This is a genomic window from Caldithrix abyssi DSM 13497 (assembly GCF_001886815.1).
In the GTDB taxonomy this organism is placed as follows: Bacteria; Calditrichota; Calditrichia; order Calditrichales; family Calditrichaceae; genus Caldithrix; species Caldithrix abyssi.
The window spans coordinates 1-19,107 of record NZ_CP018099.1; the positions used below are offsets into that span (position 1 = coordinate 1).

16 protein-coding genes are annotated in these 19,107 nt (G+C 39.8%); 10 read left to right on the forward strand and 6 right to left on the reverse strand.

The features are described from left to right. Positions 1-169: 169 nt before the first annotated feature. The 7 genes from Cabys_RS00005 to Cabys_RS00035 all read left to right on the forward strand — a co-directional run bounded on the left by Cabys_RS00005 (position 170) and on the right by Cabys_RS00035 (position 9,075). The gene (locus tag Cabys_RS00005; protein ID WP_006927608.1) at positions 170-1,372 is read left to right on the forward strand and encodes a dipeptidase; all 1,203 of its coding nucleotides are present in this window, start codon (positions 170-172) and stop codon (positions 1,370-1,372) included. 129 nt (positions 1,373-1,501) lie between these two features. Then, the gene (gene dnaN, locus Cabys_RS00010; protein WP_006927607.1) at positions 1,502-2,623 is read left to right on the forward strand and encodes a DNA polymerase III subunit beta; all 1,122 of its coding nucleotides are present in this window, start codon (positions 1,502-1,504) and stop codon (positions 2,621-2,623) included. After that, the gene (recF, locus tag Cabys_RS00015) at positions 2,610-3,731 is read left to right on the forward strand and encodes a DNA replication/repair protein RecF (RefSeq protein ID WP_006927605.1); all 1,122 of its coding nucleotides are present in this window, start codon (positions 2,610-2,612) and stop codon (positions 3,729-3,731) included. Before dnaN ends, recF begins: the two co-directional genes overlap by 14 nt. After that, on the forward strand, positions 3,721-4,008 hold the full coding sequence (locus Cabys_RS00020) for a DciA family protein (protein ID WP_006927604.1): 288 nt from the start codon (positions 3,721-3,723) through the stop codon (positions 4,006-4,008). The genes recF and Cabys_RS00020 overlap by 11 nt, the downstream gene beginning before the upstream one ends. An 8-nt stretch (positions 4,009-4,016) precedes the next feature. Then, positions 4,017-5,927, forward strand: a complete 1,911-nt coding sequence (gyrB, locus tag Cabys_RS00025; RefSeq protein ID WP_006927600.1) for a DNA topoisomerase (ATP-hydrolyzing) subunit B — start codon at positions 4,017-4,019, stop codon at positions 5,925-5,927. 12 nt (positions 5,928-5,939) lie between these two features. Further along, positions 5,940-8,384: a DNA gyrase subunit A gene (gene gyrA / locus Cabys_RS00030; RefSeq protein ID WP_006927599.1), complete on the forward strand. Its 2,445-nt coding sequence runs from the start codon at positions 5,940-5,942 to the stop codon at positions 8,382-8,384. Between the two features lie 58 nt (positions 8,385-8,442). Beyond that, a complete protein-coding gene (locus tag Cabys_RS00035) occupies positions 8,443-9,075 on the forward strand; it encodes a redox-sensing transcriptional repressor Rex (RefSeq protein ID WP_006927598.1) in 633 nt (210 codons plus the stop codon). A gap of 52 nt (positions 9,076-9,127) precedes the next feature. On the opposite strand, the gene Cabys_RS00040 is transcribed toward Cabys_RS00035, so the two are convergent. Next, positions 9,128-10,216 (reverse strand): tetratricopeptide repeat protein, encoded by a 1,089-nt coding sequence (locus tag Cabys_RS00040; RefSeq protein ID WP_006927597.1) that lies wholly within the window; start codon positions 10,214-10,216, stop codon positions 9,128-9,130. Continuing rightward, positions 10,213-11,265 carry an S-methyl-5-thioribose-1-phosphate isomerase gene (gene mtnA / locus Cabys_RS00045; RefSeq protein ID WP_006927596.1) on the reverse strand — a complete coding sequence of 351 codons (1,053 nt, stop codon included), beginning with the start codon at positions 11,263-11,265 and terminating at the stop codon, positions 10,213-10,215. The genes Cabys_RS00040 and mtnA overlap by 4 nt, the downstream gene beginning before the upstream one ends. Positions 11,266-11,345: 80 nt before the next feature. Between mtnA and Cabys_RS00050 the strand changes: the two genes are divergently transcribed. After that, positions 11,346-12,143 carry a hypothetical protein gene (locus Cabys_RS00050; protein WP_006927595.1) on the forward strand — a complete coding sequence of 266 codons (798 nt, stop codon included), beginning with the start codon at positions 11,346-11,348 and terminating at the stop codon, positions 12,141-12,143. A 4-nt stretch (positions 12,144-12,147) separates the two neighbouring features. On the opposite strand, the gene Cabys_RS00055 is transcribed toward Cabys_RS00050, so the two are convergent. From Cabys_RS00055 to Cabys_RS20255, 4 genes are read right to left on the reverse strand one after another with little or no spacing between them, the layout of a single operon-like run. Next, positions 12,148-12,405, reverse strand: a complete 258-nt coding sequence (locus Cabys_RS00055; RefSeq protein ID WP_006927591.1) for a zf-HC2 domain-containing protein — start codon at positions 12,403-12,405, stop codon at positions 12,148-12,150. Further along, positions 12,383-12,964 carry a sigma-70 family RNA polymerase sigma factor gene (locus Cabys_RS00060; RefSeq protein ID WP_006927589.1) on the reverse strand — a complete coding sequence of 194 codons (582 nt, stop codon included), beginning with the start codon at positions 12,962-12,964 and terminating at the stop codon, positions 12,383-12,385. The genes Cabys_RS00055 and Cabys_RS00060 overlap by 23 nt, the downstream gene beginning before the upstream one ends. Positions 12,965-13,023: 59 nt before the next feature. Then, positions 13,024-14,247, reverse strand: coding sequence for a sensor histidine kinase (locus Cabys_RS00065; RefSeq protein ID WP_006927579.1), 1,224 nt, complete (start codon positions 14,245-14,247; stop codon positions 13,024-13,026). Positions 14,248-14,250: 3 nt separating this feature from the next. Then, positions 14,251-16,212, reverse strand: a complete 1,962-nt coding sequence (locus Cabys_RS20255; protein ID WP_006927577.1) for a peptidylprolyl isomerase — start codon at positions 16,210-16,212, stop codon at positions 14,251-14,253. A gap of 231 nt (positions 16,213-16,443) precedes the next feature. Between Cabys_RS20255 and Cabys_RS00075 the strand changes: the two genes are divergently transcribed. Together Cabys_RS00075 and Cabys_RS00080 are read left to right on the forward strand one after the other, a co-directional pair. Further along, positions 16,444-18,144: a hypothetical protein gene (locus tag Cabys_RS00075; protein ID WP_006927575.1), complete on the forward strand. Its 1,701-nt coding sequence runs from the start codon at positions 16,444-16,446 to the stop codon at positions 18,142-18,144. Positions 18,145-18,197: 53 nt separating this feature from the next. Beyond that, positions 18,198-19,088 (forward strand): hypothetical protein, encoded by an 891-nt coding sequence (locus Cabys_RS00080; RefSeq protein ID WP_006927574.1) that lies wholly within the window; start codon positions 18,198-18,200, stop codon positions 19,086-19,088. Positions 19,089-19,107: the final 19 nt, after the last annotated feature.

Genomic DNA, 19,107 nt, shown 5'->3' on the forward strand with positions numbered 1-19,107 from the left:
GAAAGCAAATTTTGTTTATAATTATTTTATTTGTACTACTGTTTTTTTAGAACTTAAAATAGTTACCCACATTTCCACACACACTACTACTACAATGTTTATTTTTATATTTAATATTAATAGATTAATATGTGTTGCAAATTGATTTAAAAAATTTGAGGAGAGATAAATGGTTCATGTCTTTTTTTCTTTATTGATATTAATCCATTTTCTGATCGCTCAACCACATCAAAAAATGGATGTTAGCTTGTTGCATGAAAATGCATTTGTTGCTGATCTTCACTGCGACGCCATCTATCGTTATTTACGGGGCATTGATCTTTCTAAAGAAACACAGGGACATGTGGATATTCCCAAACTACGACAGGGCGGTGTGGACCTTCAGGTTTTTGCCTGCTTTGCGCCTGCCCCTCAAAATGATATGGAAAAAAATCAGTCAGCAAAAAATGTTTTACGTCAAATAGATGGGGTTTACCGGCTGATTGAAGGAAATAAAAATTTCCTCTCTCTGGTAACTTCTTATGACCAGATTGGCCAATTAAAAGAAGAAAATAAAACAGGAATTATGATTGGCATTGAAGGAGGTTACGCCATTGAAAACGATCTGGCCCTTTTAAGAGATTTTTACCGTTTAGGCGTACGGATTATGACGCTTACACACTGGACGCATACCGATTGGGCCGACGCCTCTGGCGATTCTACGACTACATTTGGCGGCTTAAATGAATTTGGCGTAAAGGTGGTGCAGGAAATGAATCGCCTGGGAATGATTATTGACGTTTCCCATGTTCACGATGAAACTTTCTGGGATGTGATCAACATTTCTACAAAACCGATTGTCGCTTCCCATTCCTGCTGCAGAGCATTGAGTAAGCATCACCGAAATCTATCGGATGAAATGTTGTTGGCGCTGGCTCAAAACGGAGGAATGATTGGGATTAATTTTGAACCTGGCTATTTAAATGCAGAATTCTGGAACGAAAGAGATCGGCTAAAGAAAAAATTGGCCGAAAAATTTGGGTTACCACGGAGCAGAAACGAAAGACGTAAAGCAGATCCAGAAAAATTAAAACTATTCAGACAGGAATTAAAAACAGAAACCGAACGGCTAAAACAAAAATACCAGATAGATGTTAAGTTGGTAGTTGATCATATTGAGCATGTCATCCAGGTGACCGGAAGCGCGGATTACGTTGGATTGGGATCGGATTTTGACGGTATCAGTACCACGCCTATCGGACTTGAAAACGCCGCGGCCATTCCTAATATTACGAAAGAATTGCTGAAAAGAGGATATGATAAAGACGACATTGAAAAGATTCTCGGTAAGAATTTTTTGAGAATATTTAAAGAAGTCGGTTCGCCGTTGTAAATTTATTTAAAAAGGACGATAAAAAAGAATGAGTAATAACAGCGTAAAACGTTTAATAATTGTTGTGTTCTTGCTAATTTAATACCTTTTCCGTAAATTTTATTTTTATAGATAATACTTGGAGGGATAATGGAATTTACGATTGAAAGATCGGAATTTTTAGCGGCATTACAACGTGTTATTAACGTTGTGCCGACAAAAACTACCAAAGAAATTTTATATAATGTATTATTGATTGCCGAAGACAACCAATTAAAAATTATAGCGACAGATCTGGATATTACGCAAATTTCCTGGGCCAGAGCCAGCGTTAGCGAAGAAGGCGCGGTAGCCGTTCTTGGCAAACTGCTGTTAGATATTCTGCGTGAAATGCCGGAAATTGAAATTAAGTTTCACGTGGAAGAAAATTTTCGCGTACAGATGGAAACATCCATGGGGCATTACAAATTATTGGGAGAGCCGCGCACAGAATTTCCATCTGTGCCCATGGTTGATAAAGAAAATTCCATTTCCTTACCAAATGATAAAATGAAGAAAATGATAGAACGTACCATTTTTGCCTGTTCAACGGAACCGGCGCGTCCGGCATTAACTGGTGTGCTGTGTCAGATTTTTGAAGAGGAATACCGAATGGTAGCCACCGACGGTCATCGGTTGGTGCGGTTTATAAATAAAAATTTTCAAAATCCCGGCTTCACCAAACAATATATTGTGCCTACAAAAGCGTTAAATTTTGTGGCGCGTAATTTACCGGAAGAGGGCCAGCATCAGCTTTTTATTAGTAATGACCATATTCTATTCGAATTGCCCAACACCAAAATTTATTCCAGATTGATAACAGACCCATATCCGGATTATGAACGCGTTATTCCCGATTATTTTCAGAAAGAAATGATCATCAACCGAGAAGATTTAATTCATTCGGTGAAACGCGTATCCCTGTTTGCCAATCCAATGACGTACCAGATTCGGTTACAAATCAATCCCGATAATGTAACGATTATGGCGCAGGATATTGATTTTGGAGGAGAGGCCAGCGAAACCATTCCATGCCGTTTTGATTATGAACCATTGCTCATCGCATATAATGCCAATTATTTGTTAGATCTATTACGGCATATGGATGCAGAACAAATCCGCGTGATGGTGGAAGATGCTGACGGACCGGGTTTACTTTTTCCTCTGGAACAGGAAGAAGATGAAGATATTCTGATGTTGATTATGCCGGTGAGGTTAAGTGAAGCTGATTAATCTACAGGTTAAAAATTTTAGAAATATTAAACAATTAACATTAAACATAACAAAAAATATCAATATCATTTACGGGGGCAACGCACAAGGAAAAACGTCAATATTAGAAGCAATCTATTTGCTGGGAATAACCAAAAGTTTTCGCGTAAATGATGATCGGGCAATTGTAAATTCAGGGAATGAATTTTACGAAGTAAGAGGAACTTTCCGGAAAAATTTAAAAAATACCTTTAATATAAGATTATTCTTTTCCATAAATGAAGGAAAACACCTCTTTTTGGAACAGAAAAAGGTGAAAACTTTTTCTGAAATGATCGGAAAAGTTCCTGTAATACTTTTATCTTTAGAAGATCTGGAATTAACGTATGGTTCGCCGTCTTTTCGCAGAAAGTTTATTGATATTTTGATTTCGCAAATAGATCCACTCTATTTGCAGGCATTAAAACAGCTGATCAGAATTTTAAAAAACCGCAATAAATTATTAAGCATGATCAAAGAAGGCGGGCAAAAGGAAGAGGCGCTAATACCCTGGAACTTACAATTGGCGGAACATGCTTCTTATGTGTGTTTAAAACGTCATGAGATTATTGAGGAAATAAATCCGTTAATTTACCATTTTTATAAAAACGTCTCAGGACGCAATGAGAAAATTGAAATAAAATACAAATCCTTTTTTGATGTGGCAGCGTTAAAAGAAAAAGAGGTTATAAAAACGTTGTATTTAAAAAAACTGGATGAAGTAAAAGAAAGAGATATCAATTACACGACCACAACCATTGGGCCGCATCGAGATGACCTGATCTTTTTTAAAGATGATGCGTTAATAAAAATTTTTGGTTCGCAGGGAGAAAACAAAACTTTTTTAATCAGTTTAAAATTTGCAGAGGCGGTTTTGATGGAAAAAAGAATCGACGAAAAACCAATTCTGCTTTTAGACGACATATTTAGCGAGCTGGACCTAACCAGAATTCAAAAAGTGGTGGAAAATATCCAGCAGTTGCAATTTCAAACCTTCATCACAACGACCAATGCGGAAAAATTTGACTCTGGGTTGTCTGATGTTGGGTTGTGGCACGTACAAAATGGTCAGGTGCATTATGAAGCATGAACCAAAATCAATAGGCGCCGCTTTGCAAACGGCGCTAAAGCAAATGGAGGCGTATGACAATTTCCTTAAATTATGGGTGGTGCAAAACTGGAAGAAAGTAATGGTGAAGCCCCTTTCAGAAATTTGCAGGCCGATTAAATTCGAAAACGAAACATTAATTATTGAAGCAAAATCTGAAGCGTGGGCCAATGAATTGCAAAAATATAAAAAAGAGATGATCGATATTTTGAACAGAAAATTTGATCAATTGAATGTAAAAGATATTAAAATTGAATAGGTGATACAATGTCAGCTAAAGAATACACAGCAAAAAATATTCAGGTTTTAAAAGGACTCGAAGCGGTACGCAAACGACCGGCGATGTACATTGGCGATGTAACTTCAAAGGGGTTGCATCATCTGGTGTACGAAATTGTAGATAACAGTATTGATGAGGCAATGGCCGGCTATGCCACAGAAATAATGGTAACCATTCACCCGGATGAATCGATTTCTGTTGAAGATAACGGCCGGGGCATACCGGTTGATCTTCATCCCGTGGAAAAAAAGCCGGCCGTGGAAATCATTATGACTACCCTTCATGCCGGCGGAAAATTTGACAAAAATACCTACAAGGTCTCCGGCGGTTTGCACGGCGTGGGCGCATCGGTGGTAAACGCCCTTTCTGAATGGTGCAAAGTGGAAATTTATCGAAATAATAAAATCTATCAGCAAGTTTATGAACGTGGCGCGCCGGTTACTGAATTGAAAATAATTGGTGAAACCGATAAACGCGGAACCAAAATCACGTTTTTAGCTGATTCGGAAATTTTCAAAAAAATTTCGTACAAGTTTGAAGTTTTGGCCAATCGCTTACGTGAACTGGCATTTCTTAATAAAAATCTAAAAATAACGATAGTCGATGAGCGTAATGATATTCAGGAGACCTATCAATATGAAGGCGGTTTAAAAGAATTTGTCGCCTATCTTGATGCGAGTCGTACTCCCTTGCACGAGGAACCGATTTATTTTGAAGGCGAGCGCGATGGCATTCCGGTGGAAATTGCCTTGCAATACAACACCGCCTACACGGAAAATATTTTGACCTATTGTAATAACGTTAATACCATGGAAGGCGGAACGCATTTATCGGGATTTAAATCCGCTTTAACGCGCACGATCAACAGCTATGCTCAGAAATATAACTTTATTAAAAACAATGATAAAATTAACTTATCCGGCGAGGATGTGCGCGAAGGATTAACGGCAGTAATTTCGGTTAAAGTGCCGGAGCCCCAGTTTGAAGGACAAACCAAAACCAAATTGGGAAACTCTGAAGTTCGCGGGGCGGTAGAAACGCTGGTCAACGAAAAACTGTTTGAATTTTTAGAACAGAATCCAGCCGTTGCCAGACCAATTATTGAAAAGTGCATTAGCGCTGCCAGGGCCAGAGAAGCCGCACGCCAGGCGCGCGAACTGACGCGTCGGAAAACCGTTCTTGATAGCAGCTCTTTACCGGGCAAACTGGCCGACTGTTCTTCCAATGATCCCAAAGAATCGGAGTTGTATCTGGTGGAGGGTGATTCGGCCGGCGGTTCGGCCAAGCAGGCGCGCGATCGACGCTTTCAGGCCATTTTGCCCTTAAAAGGTAAAATTTTGAATGTGGAAAAAGCCAGGCTGGACAAAATTTTAAGTAACGATGAAATCAAAACCATTATCACGGCAATTGGAACGGGCATAGGTTCCGATAGTTTCGATATTGAAAAACGACGTTACGATAAAATTATCATTATGACCGATGCGGACGTGGACGGAGCTCATATCCGTACCCTGCTACTTACCTTCTTCTATCGCTACATGGGAGAGTTAATTCAGCAGGGTAAAATTTATATTGCTCAACCTCCGCTTTACAAAATTAAAAACGGAAAACAGGAGTTTTATGCCTTTGACGATGAAGAAAAAGAGCGCATCATAAAAGAACTGGGCGTGGATGAGAGCAAAGTAGTAATTCAACGCTACAAAGGTTTGGGTGAAATGAATCCTGAACAGCTCTGGGAGACAACCATGAATCCGGAGACGAGAACCATTTTACAGGTAAGCATAGATAACGCCATGGAAGCGGATCAGATTTTTACCATCCTCATGGGCGAGGAGGTCGCTCCCCGCAAAAAGTTTATTGAAGAAAATGCGCAGTTTGTAAGAAATCTCGATGTTTAGTAAGGAGTAAAAATGGCTTCGAAGGAAAAAATAATCCCTATTTTAATAGAAGATGAGATGCGCGAGTCGTATCTCGATTATTCCATGTCGGTGATTGTTTCACGAGCCCTGCCAGATGTGAGGGACGGCTTAAAACCGGTGCATCGCAGAGTGTTGTTTGGCATGCACGAATTAGGCCTGCAGCACAACAAAGCCTTTAAGAAAAGCGCCAGAATCGTTGGCGAAGTTCTGGGTAAATACCATCCGCATGGCGATATGGCCGTTTATGACACGCTGGTGCGTATGGTGCAGGATTTTTCGCTGCGCTACCCTTTAATTGACGGCCAGGGAAACTTTGGCTCGATTGATGGCGATTCCCCTGCGGCCATGCGTTACACGGAAGTCCGTTTACAGAGAATTGCAGAAGAGCTCTTAACCGACATCAACAAAAATACCGTCGATTTTGTTCGTAATTTTGATGAGACTCTGGAAGAACCGGTGGTCTTACCGGCCAGGTTGCCAAACCTTTTGATTAACGGGGCAAGCGGCATTGCCGTGGGTATGGCAACCAATATTCCACCGCATAATTTGGGAGAAGTGGTTGCAGCCATTAAGGCGGTTATTGATAATCCAGAGATTGAAATTACGGAGATCATGCAGTATTTAAAAGGACCGGACTTCCCCACTGGTGGAATTATCTATGGTATTGAAGGCATCCGTCAGGCTTACGAAACCGGACATGGAAAAATATTGGTTCGCGGAAAAGTAGAAATTGAAGAAATGCGCGGCGGCCGCGAAGCCATTATTATTAAAGAAATTCCCTACCAGGTAAACAAACTAAATTTGATCAATAAAATTGTCAGCCTGATTAAAGAGCGTAAGTTAGAAGGAATATCGGACATGCGCGATGAGTCTGATCGCGATGGAATGCGCATTGTAATCGAAGTGAAAAAAGATTTTAATCCGCATGTGATCATCAATTTTCTGTACAAGCACACCCAGCTACAAACAACATTTGGCATTAATATGCTGGCTCTGGTACAGGGACGGCCAAAGGTGCTAAACCTTAAAGAAATGATTCAGCACTTTATCGATCATCGCATAGAAGTTATTGTTCGCCGTACGCAATATGATCTGGACGAAGCGGAGCGCCGAGCCCATATTCTGGAAGGATTGCGCATTGCCATTGATAATATCGATGAAATCATCGAACTCATTAAATCTTCTGCCAATCCGGATATCGCCAGGGAAAAATTGATTCAACGATTCGGTTTAACGGAAATTCAGGCCAAAGCCATTTTAGACATGCGCTTGCAACGCCTGACCGGTCTGGAGCGAGAAAAAATTGAAAACGAATATCGCGAACTCTTAAAATTGATTGATGAACTCCGATCCATTTTGGCTTCAAAGGCAAAGCAGTACGAAATTATTAAAGAAGAGCTGGACGATCTGGTTAAAAAATACAACGATGAACGGCGGACAGAAATTGTTTCGTCGGTGGAAGATGTATCCATAGAAGATCTGATTCTTGAAGAGGATGTCGTCATTACCATTTCGCACATGGGTTTTGTGAAACGCATTTCATTGAATGAATATCGCACACAAAACAGAGGCGGAAAGGGCATAACCGGCGCGGTTACAAAAGATGAAGATTTTGTTGAGCATCTGTTCATTGCCAATACTCATGATTATATTTTGATCTTTACAGACCGCGGAAAATGTTACTGGCTAAAAGTGTATGCCATTCCAGCCGGGAGTCGCATTTCCAAAGGTCGGCCGATAATCAATCTGATCGATATCGAATCCGGCGAAAAGATTAAAGCCGTTTTACCGGTAAAAGAATTTGATGACGAACATTTTATTTTAATGGCTACCCGAAAAGGATTAATCAAAAAGACCAATTTAAGCGCGTTTAGCAGGCCGCGTAAATCGGGCATCATCGCCCTGAATATCAGGGAAGACGACGAGTTAATCGAAGCAAAACTTTCTGATGGCGATCGAAAGGTATTGTACGTTACGGCTCACGGCAAAGCCATCCATTTTCATGAAAGTCAGGTAAGGCCAATGGGTCGCGGGGCAACCGGGGTAAGGGCCATTCGATTGCGCGAGGGCGACCGCGTGATTGCCATGGTTGTGGCAAACGGTGAAATGGATCTTTTAACCATTTCGGAACTGGGTTATGGAAAACGCACACCGATTAAAGAGTTTCGCCAGCAATCCCGTGGCGGAAGCGGAATTATTGGAATGAAAGTTACAGAAAAAACCGGACAACTGGTTGGCGCCCTGGGCGTTTATGATAACCAGGATATTGTGATTATTACGGTAAAAGGTATTATTAATCGCCAGAACACCATCAACATCAGCCGCTATGGCCGTAGTACGCAAGGCGTTCGATTGATTCGCTTAACGGAAGGCGATCGCGTAAGCGACGTGGCCAAAGTATCGGTGGAAGACGAGGAAACGCAATCGGATATTTGATTCTTGAGAAAAATTTCGTAATTTTAATCAGGTCATGTATTGTTTTTTGGAGGATAGGATGAAAAAAATATCGGATTCGACGATCAGTCGGCTTTCCACCTACTATCGAACGCTTTCTCATTTGATTGATCAGGGGATTGAAACCGTTTCATCAGAACAAATCGCCGAGATCAACAACATTACGTCCGCCCAGGTAAGAAAGGACCTGTCTTTTTTCGGTTCGTTCGGAAAACGCGGATTGGGATACAATACCAGAGATTTGCGCGATCAAATCGCCAATATCTTGGGCCTGTCCAAAAAGTGGAACGTGGCGCTGGTAGGCGTCGGAAATATTGGACGCGCTTTGATCGACTATGCAGAATTCAAAAAACAGGGATTCCATATTAAAGCGCTATTTGATAACGATCCAAAAAAAGTTGGTCAGGAAATAGGCGGCTTGAAAATTCATCACATGGATAGCGTTTGCAATGTGGTGAAAGAGGAAAAAATAGAAATTGCCATTATTGCCGTGCCGGCTAAAGTTGCGCAATCGGTGGTGGATAGCCTTGTAAAGTGTGGGGTTAAGGCCTTTTTAAATTTTGCGCCCATTACCATTAAAGCGCCAGATGATGTGATGGTTAAAAATGAAAATATGTCTATTGAACTGGAAGCCTTATCCTATTTTTTAACTCAAAATGAAAAGGGAGATTAATCTTTATTAATCTCCCTTTAAAATTTAATCTTTTTTACTTATCTAAGATTTCTTATTCAACGCCTAAAGCTTTGGCTTTGTCAATCGCTTCTTGCGCTTTTTCGGTGTCCTTCAAGTTGTAATAGACTACGCCAAGGTTGTACCAGAATTTACCTTCATCCGGAAAACGTTCGGTTGCCTGTTTTAAAGTAACCAGGGCGTCTTCATAATCTTTGGCCATAAGTTCGCAGTTGGATTTGTAATCGTACGCTTCTTTCATGGATGGATCAAGTTCAATAACACGCCCGAAAGCTTTAGCGCATTCGTGTAAGTATTGTTGTTTGGTGCTGTCGTCGATGCTGCCCGAAGCAACCTTTTGAAAATAGAGCCGCCCTAAATTAAAAGGAAAAGCCTTTTCTTCGGGATTAATTTCCATGGCTTTTTTATACGTTTCGATGGCCTTATCTGTTTTACCGGCAAAGTCATAGGCTTCGGCAATAATCTGAATGGCGTCTGCATTTTCTGGATCTAACTCCAGAGCCTTCTCCAGTAAAGGAATGGCTTCTTCAAATTTTTGATTGACCACATAAAATCGACCGAGTTTTACATAGGCGTCGGCAGAATCGGGCCATTCCTGGGTTAATTTGGTGTAGTAAACAAAAGCGCTGTCTTTTTCACCAAGGATAGAATAGGCAAAGGCAATTAAATCAACGGCTTTGTAATCGGGCTTAACAATATTTGCCTTTTTAAAATATTCGGTTGATTTTCTGAGCTGCTCTTTGGCTTCTTCTGAAGCGGTGTCTTGCATTTTGGCGTAAGTATTGTAGTTGCTAACCCCTCGATTAAACAGATTTTGAAAATAGTACATGGTTGCATTTTTGATTTTGTTCTGGATATCCGGGGTGGGGTTGTTTGCCAATGCCTTATCAAACGCATGTTTCATTTCAGAATACATTTCTTTTTTGCCATAGATTTCACCCAATAAATACCAGGCTTCGGCATTTGTCGGATATTTTTCCGTTGCTTCTTTGGCCAACTTTAAAGCATTGTCATAACGTCCGGCGTTGTAATCCACAAAAGCGCCCTCGAGTTCAGGCGGCCGGCAGGAAGTGAGCAAAGTTAACACCAGAATTGGTATGGCTAATAAGAAGAGTTTCTTCATGTTGCATCTCCTTTATTAAATTGTTTTGGAACGTTAATTATATTTTTTTCGAATGGTTTTTTTATTATTCCGAATTCTGTGATTATACCGTTTATTAAATCGCCAGGAGTAACGTCAAATGCTGGATTGTAAACCTGATAGGAATCATTTGACGGTATATTCCAGAATTGTAAAACTTCCTCTTTTGGTCTTTGTTCAATAGGAATTTGTTGTCCAGAATCGATGTTCAAGTCAAAGGTGGAATAAGGCGCGGCAATATAAAAAGGAATGTTATGGGCTTTGGCCAGAACAGCCAGCGAATAGGTGCCAATTTTGTTAGCCGTATCGCCATTGGCGGCAATGCGGTCTGCTCCGGTAATTACAATATCGACTTTTCCTTCTTTCATTAAAGAGCCTGCCATATTATCGGTGATTAAAGTGGCAGGAATGCCAGCCTGGTTCAACTCCCAGAACGTTAAGCGTGCGCCCTGTCCCACAGGCCTGGTTTCATCTACAAATACATGAACTTTTTTATGATTTTCTGCCGCTTTGTACACAATGCCCAGCGCCGTCCCAATACCGCCAGTGGCTAAAAAACCGGTATTGCAGTGCGTTAAAATATTAAACCCATCAGCAATCAGGGCATCGCCATAACTTCCAATTTTATCGCATGTTTCGCGGTCTTCGTCGTGGATGGTTTTGGCTTCATGGATTAAAGCGGAAACCATCTCGTCTTGGTCATTTTGTAAATTTTCAATCACGGCCATTTGACGATCGATAGCCCATTTTAAATTAACTGCTGTGGGTCGCGCCTGTTTCAGCTGCTGCGCGGCATTTTTCAGCGCTACAAAATCGAGTTTTTTTAATGCCTTCAGGTTTAACGCATGAATGGCAAGGCCATAGGCGGCTACAATGCCAATGGCCGGAGCGCCGCGAACACGCAGGGATTTAATCGCTTCGATTACCTGAGATAAATCCTTTAGCGTGCGATACTCTTGCTTATGCGGCAAGAGGGTCTGGTCTAAGATTAACAATCTGTTGTTTTTAAATCGAATCGTTTCTATATTCATCTTTTGTTCGTTATTGTTTGTTCAAATTTTTAATTTACTAAAAAGGTAATGGAACAACAAATAAAATGTAAGGGACGCGCATGCAGAAAATTTTAATGATTGTTTTCGCTTTAATTTTTGTCGGAAAATCTTATGCTCAGCTTTTTGATGAAGTATCTTTTTTACATAATTTGAAGAGTTCTTACTATTTGTTGAATAATCAATCGGTCAAAAATTTTGTGGTTCAAATAACCAGCGCCAAGATGGATGCCTTTACCAAAGCAAATTGGGACAAGACGAATGTCCCTGTGCTGCAATTGATCTGGCAGGCGCCGGCCGATGTATATCTATCGGAGATAAAGACGCCGTTTAATATGAACAATGAACAGAAAAAAGAATATCGTGAATTATTAGACGGATTAAAAATTCAGGTAAAAGGCATATTTTTAGACTTGCAGAGATTCTATTTAACAGGGTTAATATCAGACGCTTTACTTAGTAATTACACACTAAAGCATAATGAAGAAGCGGTTCAAATGACTTTTAGAAATGTGGATCAGCAGGGAACCGTCGTTAAATACTTGTTGGGTTTAAATGCCCTGTGCATTCTAATCGACATCGAATATCCTGCCCAGGCAAAGCACATGGTGATTTACCCGGAATTTAAATTGAAAGACACAAAATGGCTTTGCCAGGGCTGGACCGTTCAAACCATGATCAACGGCCAGGTGCGCAGCGGTTTTAAGCTGACCATCGATTATGAGCAATATAATCAAATTTATTTACCAGTAAATTTCTTTCTGGAGGTGCAAAAAGCCGAAGAAAAGGATAAAATCTATTTTGATGAGATTCGGTTTATGAACTATCAATTAAATCAGAACATTGAAGTTTCTAAATAAAAACTTATTTGAGACTTTTCAGAATAAATTTAATTTTTTGCTGAACCACTTCTTTGGGAAGTTCCTGTTTAACTTTTAAGCGAACGACTTCTTTAAATTTTTTCTCGAATTCAACCTTTTTGTCACAGGGCAGACAATATTCAATGTGCTCTTCGAAGAGACGTTTTTTCTCTTCGTCCAGCATGTTGTCCAGATATTGTTGAATATATTTTTCAATATCTTCGCATTCAAAATGTTTTTTACTTTTTGGGCTTAAATTCATCCGTAATATACCCTCTCTCTTTAGCATAATTCCAAAGATAACGTTGTAATAATTTTCGACCACGATATAATCTCGACATAACCGTTCCCAGAGGCGCATCAATAATTTCTGAAATTTCCTGGTAAGAAAACCCTTCAACATCACATAAAAGAACCACCAGCCGGAATTGATATGGTAAATTATCCAGCGCTTCTTTTACATCGTCGTCAAAAAGATTCTCCAAAAATTCCTCTTTGGGAACTTCCTGCATCGATACTGTTTCATCTAAACGCTTATAAAGGAAGAATTCTTCCATCTCGTCGTAACTAACTTTTTGCGGCTGCCTGATCGTTTTACGATAGGCTGTAATAAAGGTGTTAACCAGGATGCGAAAAACCCAGGCGCGAAAGTTCGTATCCTTTTGAAATTGATCAAGAGCCCGATAGGCCTTAAAAAGCGTGTCCTGCACCAGATCTTCGGCGTCATGCTGGTTGTGCGTCATGCGCAAAGCGGTATTATATAAGGAAGAAAGATGCGGTTCGATCAGTTCTGCAAATTCTTTCTGTCTATCTCTTGTCAAATTGTGCCCCTCATTTTTCAAATCTTGAAAATTAACCAAAACAATAAAATAAGTCAAAATTATGCTTGGAGTTTTAGGCTGATTCTGAAGGTTGACCCTTTATTATTTTTAGTTTCTTTCAAAATTAAACGTCCCCCATGGTAATTTTCTATAATCCGTTTGGCAAGGCTCAGGCCTAACCCCCAACCTCTTTTTTTGGTGCTGAAGCCAGGTTTGAAAATTTTTCTCTTTTCATTAGAAGGTATTCCCTTGCCATTGTCAATAATATCGATATAAAGCTCGTTTTTATCAACGTCTTTCATTGCCTGAATAACAATCTTTCCTTCAACCCCGGAACGCATGGCGTCTATGGCATTTTTGATCAGGTTTTCAAGAACCCAGCTAAATAAATCTTCATTAACGTTGGCGATTAATTTTTGATCCTTGAAGTTGGTTTCAATAATAACGGTTTTTTGGATATTTGGAAGTCTGCGGTTAAAATAATCCACCACATTGTTTATAATGGGAATAATGTCGGCCTTTTTAACGGTTGGCCTGGAGCCGATCTTGGAAAAACGATTGGCGACCTTATTGAGGCGTTGTAAATCTTTTTGGATTTCCTCAATGGCCGTCTCTTTTACTCCATTGTTCAAACGCAATAGTTCCAGCCATCCGGAAATGGAAGTAAGGGGCGTGCCCAGCTGGTGCGCCGTTTCTTTTGCCATGCCCACCCATATAAATTGTTGTTCGCTTTTTTTAATGTAAGAAAAACCAATGTATCCAACCAGTCCAAAGGCCAGAGCAGAAATAATGGCCAGGTAAGGAAAGCGACGTAATTTATATAAAACATCAGGATACCCATAGTAGTAATAGCCAAGAACAATTTTATTTTGATATTTTATGGGAATGGGCGCATTTTCTTCTTTTATTTTTTTTAAGGCATTAAAGAGCTTAAGGCTATCTTTGTGCGTAAATTCGTCCATGCTTTTATTGTCAATTTCAGGATCGATGTTGCGCCAGCTTCGCGGATTATTTTCCGTATCCGTGTAAATGAGCGGATAATCTGCATTCTGGATAACTTCATTAAATAAAAAATCAATGTCTGTGTTTGAGTTTGGATTATTCAGGCTTTCTTCCAGTAGTTTAATTCGAAACTGCACGGCTTCAGCGGTCTTTTTTTCAAGAACCGAAACCAGCCTTTGTGAGTACCAGATGCCGGAAATCACCAGAGCAATACCCAAAAGAAATAAAAAGGCTTTAAAATTGGCTTTAACTCGTTCGTTAGAAAAATCTATTTTTGGCATAATTTATTCAACTATTTTAATCGACAGTATTTGATCGCCTACTTCAATTTGATCAACCACATTCATGTTCTTAATAACTTTGCCGAACCGGGTGTAGTTCCCGTTTAAATGAGGTTGTTCAGAATGACAAATGAAAAACTGACTGCTTCCCGTGTCAAAACCGGCCGTGGCTATGCCCACAGCACCTCTTTCAAATGAACGGGGAGAATGCTCAGAAGGAATCAAATATCCGGAAGTTCCCCATCCCGTGCCCGTTGGATCGCCGCCCTGAATTACAAAGTCTGGAACCACCCGATGGAAATACAACCCATTATAAAAGCCTTTTTGTGCCAGGTGTAAAAAGTTTTTAACAGTAAGCGGGGCAAGGTCTGCCTCAAGCCGAATGGAAAAGCGGCCCTTTGTGGTCTCCACTTCAACAACAGGGGCGGAGGAGGGAAAATATAAACTATCGGGCAATAGAAAAGAAGGTAAATAGCTCACCCAATCATATTCCTGTTTCGTTTCAAATATTTCAGGAAATTTTTTGAACAGTACGGGATGCACGGCGTACTTTGCCAGGCTATCGGCATTAACGACGCTGGAATATTCAAAATTTTTGAACATCTGACAAATGCTCATTTGAATTTCCAGCGCATCCATTCCCCTGAATTTTTTAAATAAATTCAGCAGTTCAAGATCGGGTAATTTTTTCTTTTTTTGTAAATACCAGTCGAGAGCGGTGCCAACATTGGAAACATATTTTGAGTTTAACAATAGATTTGCATCCTTTGTTTGAACGCTGTTTAGTTCGGCAAGAGCAGAAAAAGCGCCGTTACTTAAAAAGGGATCGTTTAATTTTAAAAATTCTCGCAATAAGCGGTTACTTAGTTTTAATTTTGTTTTTGCCAGAGCGTATAATAGCGTTCGTTTAAAATAGGGATTTCCTTTATCCAGAGCATTGTTAATTAACAGATAAGCCGTGTTGGGGTCAACTTGCGCCAGAAATCCGGCAATAGCCGCTTTTTCGTAGGTCGCTGGAAGTTTGCCGAACTGATTAACTAAAAATGGGCTGATTTTTTTACCGGCCATTTCAACAAGGGCCTGGTAGGCGGCAATGCGAACGTGGCCGATGGGGTACTCCGTGAGTTGTTTAACCTGTTCCTGCAATACAGAGTCTTTAACCATGGGCGTCATGTAAATGGCGGAAAGTAAAAGACGCCAATTAGAGTTGGTTGAGTTAAGATTGCGCTGTAAAAAAGAATACAGAATATTCGAAGAAAGAGAATCCAATAGATGGCTTTGCTTTTTAGCCAATAATTTGCGCAGCTTTTTTAAAAGAAAAATTTGCGCCTCAGGATCGCTGTTTTTTATTAAACGAATTAAAGAGGGAAAGGCGCCGTCGGGCAGGTTTGAGTTGTAAAGATAATAGGCTTCCGCAGTTGACAGCGAAGATTTAGCTGAATCGATGATATTCAATGTCTGGCGGAAGTGAACTTTGCGGTTTAAGACACCGAGAGTTGTCAGCGCCGCGTCCTTCAAAAGATCATCGTTTATAAATTCCTGAAGAACGTTCCAGGCATGTTGTTGACCGCAGTTGGCCAGAAATCGAATCAGATAATTTTTAACGCGCGGAGATATTTTGTCGTCCTGTAAAGAAGAAATCAAAAGCTGTTCGGAATGTGTGTGATTTAATTGCGAAAGGGCAAAAGCGGCGGCAATTTTCAAAGAATCGCTCGAAGCCCCAATAAAAAGTTCTTTGGCGATGGGAAACAATGAATCTTCTTTAGTGCGGGCGATGGCCAAGGCAATTTTTATGCGGGCCTCCTCACTGTTGGCGTTAGTAATCAGTTTCTGCCAGTGTTCCACATCTGAGGAGCGGGAAATTTCGAGTGTTTTTAGTTGAACATCAAAGTTAGTTTGCTGATTTTGAGTTGTGCAAAAAGTTAAAGAGAGGATCAATAGCAAAAAGAGTTGTTGGTATCTCATAATCCATACTTCCCCACGGTTTTATGTATAATTTTAATGTTAACAATAATAATTAAAAAAACAAACCCAGGCAAAAGTAAACAAAAAAAAGTAGAACATGTTGTTTTTTTAAAAATTATAACAACCAAAAAATGATTGACATTATTTTATTAATTACGTAATTTGGAAAACGTGAATTTATTAATATTTACAATAGCAAATTTTATGTAAAAACAGATAGTTGGAGGAAGAATGTCTAAACACGAAGCAAAAGGATCTATAGTATTAGAACTCATAATCGTTCTTCTGGTAGCGGCCCTTGTTGCTGTTATTTTAATCCCTGGTAAAATATGGAAAGAGCAAGAGCAGGAAGCCAAAACAGCGCACAGCAACATGACCGCTATTTACGAAGCCCTTAAATACTACAAAACGCTGACAGGAAAATACACGTCAGATCCGGCCGAATTGCTTAATACCATCCGTGCCGATTCCAATTTAATGCGTAAACAAAAAGTGGTAAATTACACGCGGGAACTAATCAGGAACTTTAACGGCTATTTAAATTCACCGTACGTGCGGAATTTAATGCGCATTAGAGTTAATATCAGCCAGATTATTGATGATCTGGAAAGTAATCGTTATCATTTCCGAACGGTTGAAGAGATTAATAATGAGGCAAACGAGTTAAAAATTCAGTTGGGCAACTATTTAAATTCTCCGGCCATGCCAGACCTGGTAAAGGTATTTTCTTATCTGGATTCGCTGAACCAGATCAAGCAAACACTAACCGACTATACTTTGCAGGTTAATACCATGAAAATTATTTCGGCGATCGATTCGCTGGAGAAATATTTGCAAAATGTCGATCCTATTAAAGCTCAGGAGGCCTGGGCGCCGTTGTCCGAACGGATCGCAATCTTTGATAAAAAAGTGAAGCGTTCGCCGATTAACAGAGTTTCAAGCGTTGCCGACCGGGTAGAAGATTTCAGAAAACGCGTTGATGGCTCGTTTGAACAAATAAGCGGCCTGGATATTGCGGCAGAACTTCAGAACATTCAGCAGCGTAATCAAGCACTTAAAGACATGTATCAGAAATTTTTAAAAGATTACAACGTTACCTCCCAGTTCGCCTTGAGTAAACTTTCTGAAGCGGATTCTCTTATTGTACACCTCACCGAAAAAAACTTTTATAGTCCTGTAAACGGACAGATGTATAAAATATTGTTCGATTCGGATTCTCAGTTTGTAAAGATTGAAAGTCCGGTTTTACTGGATGAATTAAAAGAAAAAGCGACGCCGGTGGCTAAAGAAATTGAAGCACTGCCCTTTATGCCGATCATCGAAGAGTACATCAAAATGGTAGATTCTACGTTGAAAAAAGCAAATGAAATTAGAAGTAAATACCGCAAAAATGCTGATATGTTTATTGCCTACAAAGAGCTGGAAGATCTGAAAGAACGTTTTGACAACTTAACGGTGATTACTGCGGCCAATGATTTATCGCAATTTGTCCAAATAGTGCCTCGTTGCCAGAGCTACAGCCTATTAAAAGAAAATATTGAAAAAACATTGAACGGCGTTCGGGTTTTTAACCAGGCCTACAGTGAAAACGTATTCGGAAACCTGGATTCGGTTAACGTAAAGCTGCTGGCAAAATTAGACGAGTTCAATGAATATCTCAGCAAGATTAAAACACGTAGGCGCAGAGCAACGGTTCCAACTCTGGAAAATGAGCGCATGGCTTTAGATTCATTACTGACCGCTTTTAAAACAGTAAAAGACGAACAATTGATTGACAAGCTCAATTCGCTGGAAAAAGAACTGGAGCACCTTTTTGTGTTTGCAGAAGAAGGTAAAAAGATCAAGGTTTACGGCGTGTTTGATAAAGAAATAAAGAATTTTGGATACATTTACAAGGATGTGAAAAGCTGGGAAGAAGAAAAGAAAAAATAATATGAAGGGGGGAAACAATCCCCCCTTTTATTTCAATTAAAGGTTGCAGACAAATGGAAGAATATCTTGGAATTTCCTTTACCAACCGTTCTCTCTCATTAACAAGGGTCCATGAAAGTGAAGAGCATCCCAAATTAATTTCGACCCATGAAATTCTTTATCCATTCCCTTTTGAATTTAACGCTCTTTTAAACGAAGAAAACTTTAACTTACTGGTAGAAAAGCTTACCCAATATGTACAGAATAACAACTTACAGGGTATGCTTTGTAATGTTTCGCTTCCCATGTATTTAGCGCAAATTAAACGCGCGCCTCTGCCCTATGACGCCGATAGCCGTGTGTTGCAAAAACACCTGGTGTGGGAGATGGAAAACATTGGCACGAGACCGCTTGAAGACACTAAAGTGGTGAAGCTGGATCATGAGTTCCGCTTTGGTTCGTACGAAGAATCGGTGTTTGCCTTAACCCCTAAAAGCATCATCCAAAAAATAAAAGAATTGATTGAAAAAAGCGGGTTAAAAATTCGACGTTTACTGTTGGACTGCGATACGATTCTAAAATTATTAAAGAAATTCAATTTTTTGAATCCGGCTAAAAATCAACTTGTGTTTCAAATAGATGTGTTCAGCGTTACCCTGTTTCACTATATGGATGGCGCATTTTATAGTTACGATCTTTTTACTTTTGCCGAAAAAGAGAAAGAGAAAAATTTTGAACAAAAGGTAATCCGTCTTTTGGAAGAACAGGTCGAAAAGTTTACCAATCTTGTGAACATGTTGCCTGGATATGAATATCCGCTGGATGTTTATGTCTCGCGTTTGATAACGGAAAGTTTGAGCAGGAAAATGAAAGATTTAGATTTCCAGGTACATGAAATACGGATGGATAAGTTATTGGGTGAAAAGTTACCAGTAACAATTGAATCTTATGCCGTGATGTTATAGAAATTTGGGGAGGGAAGCA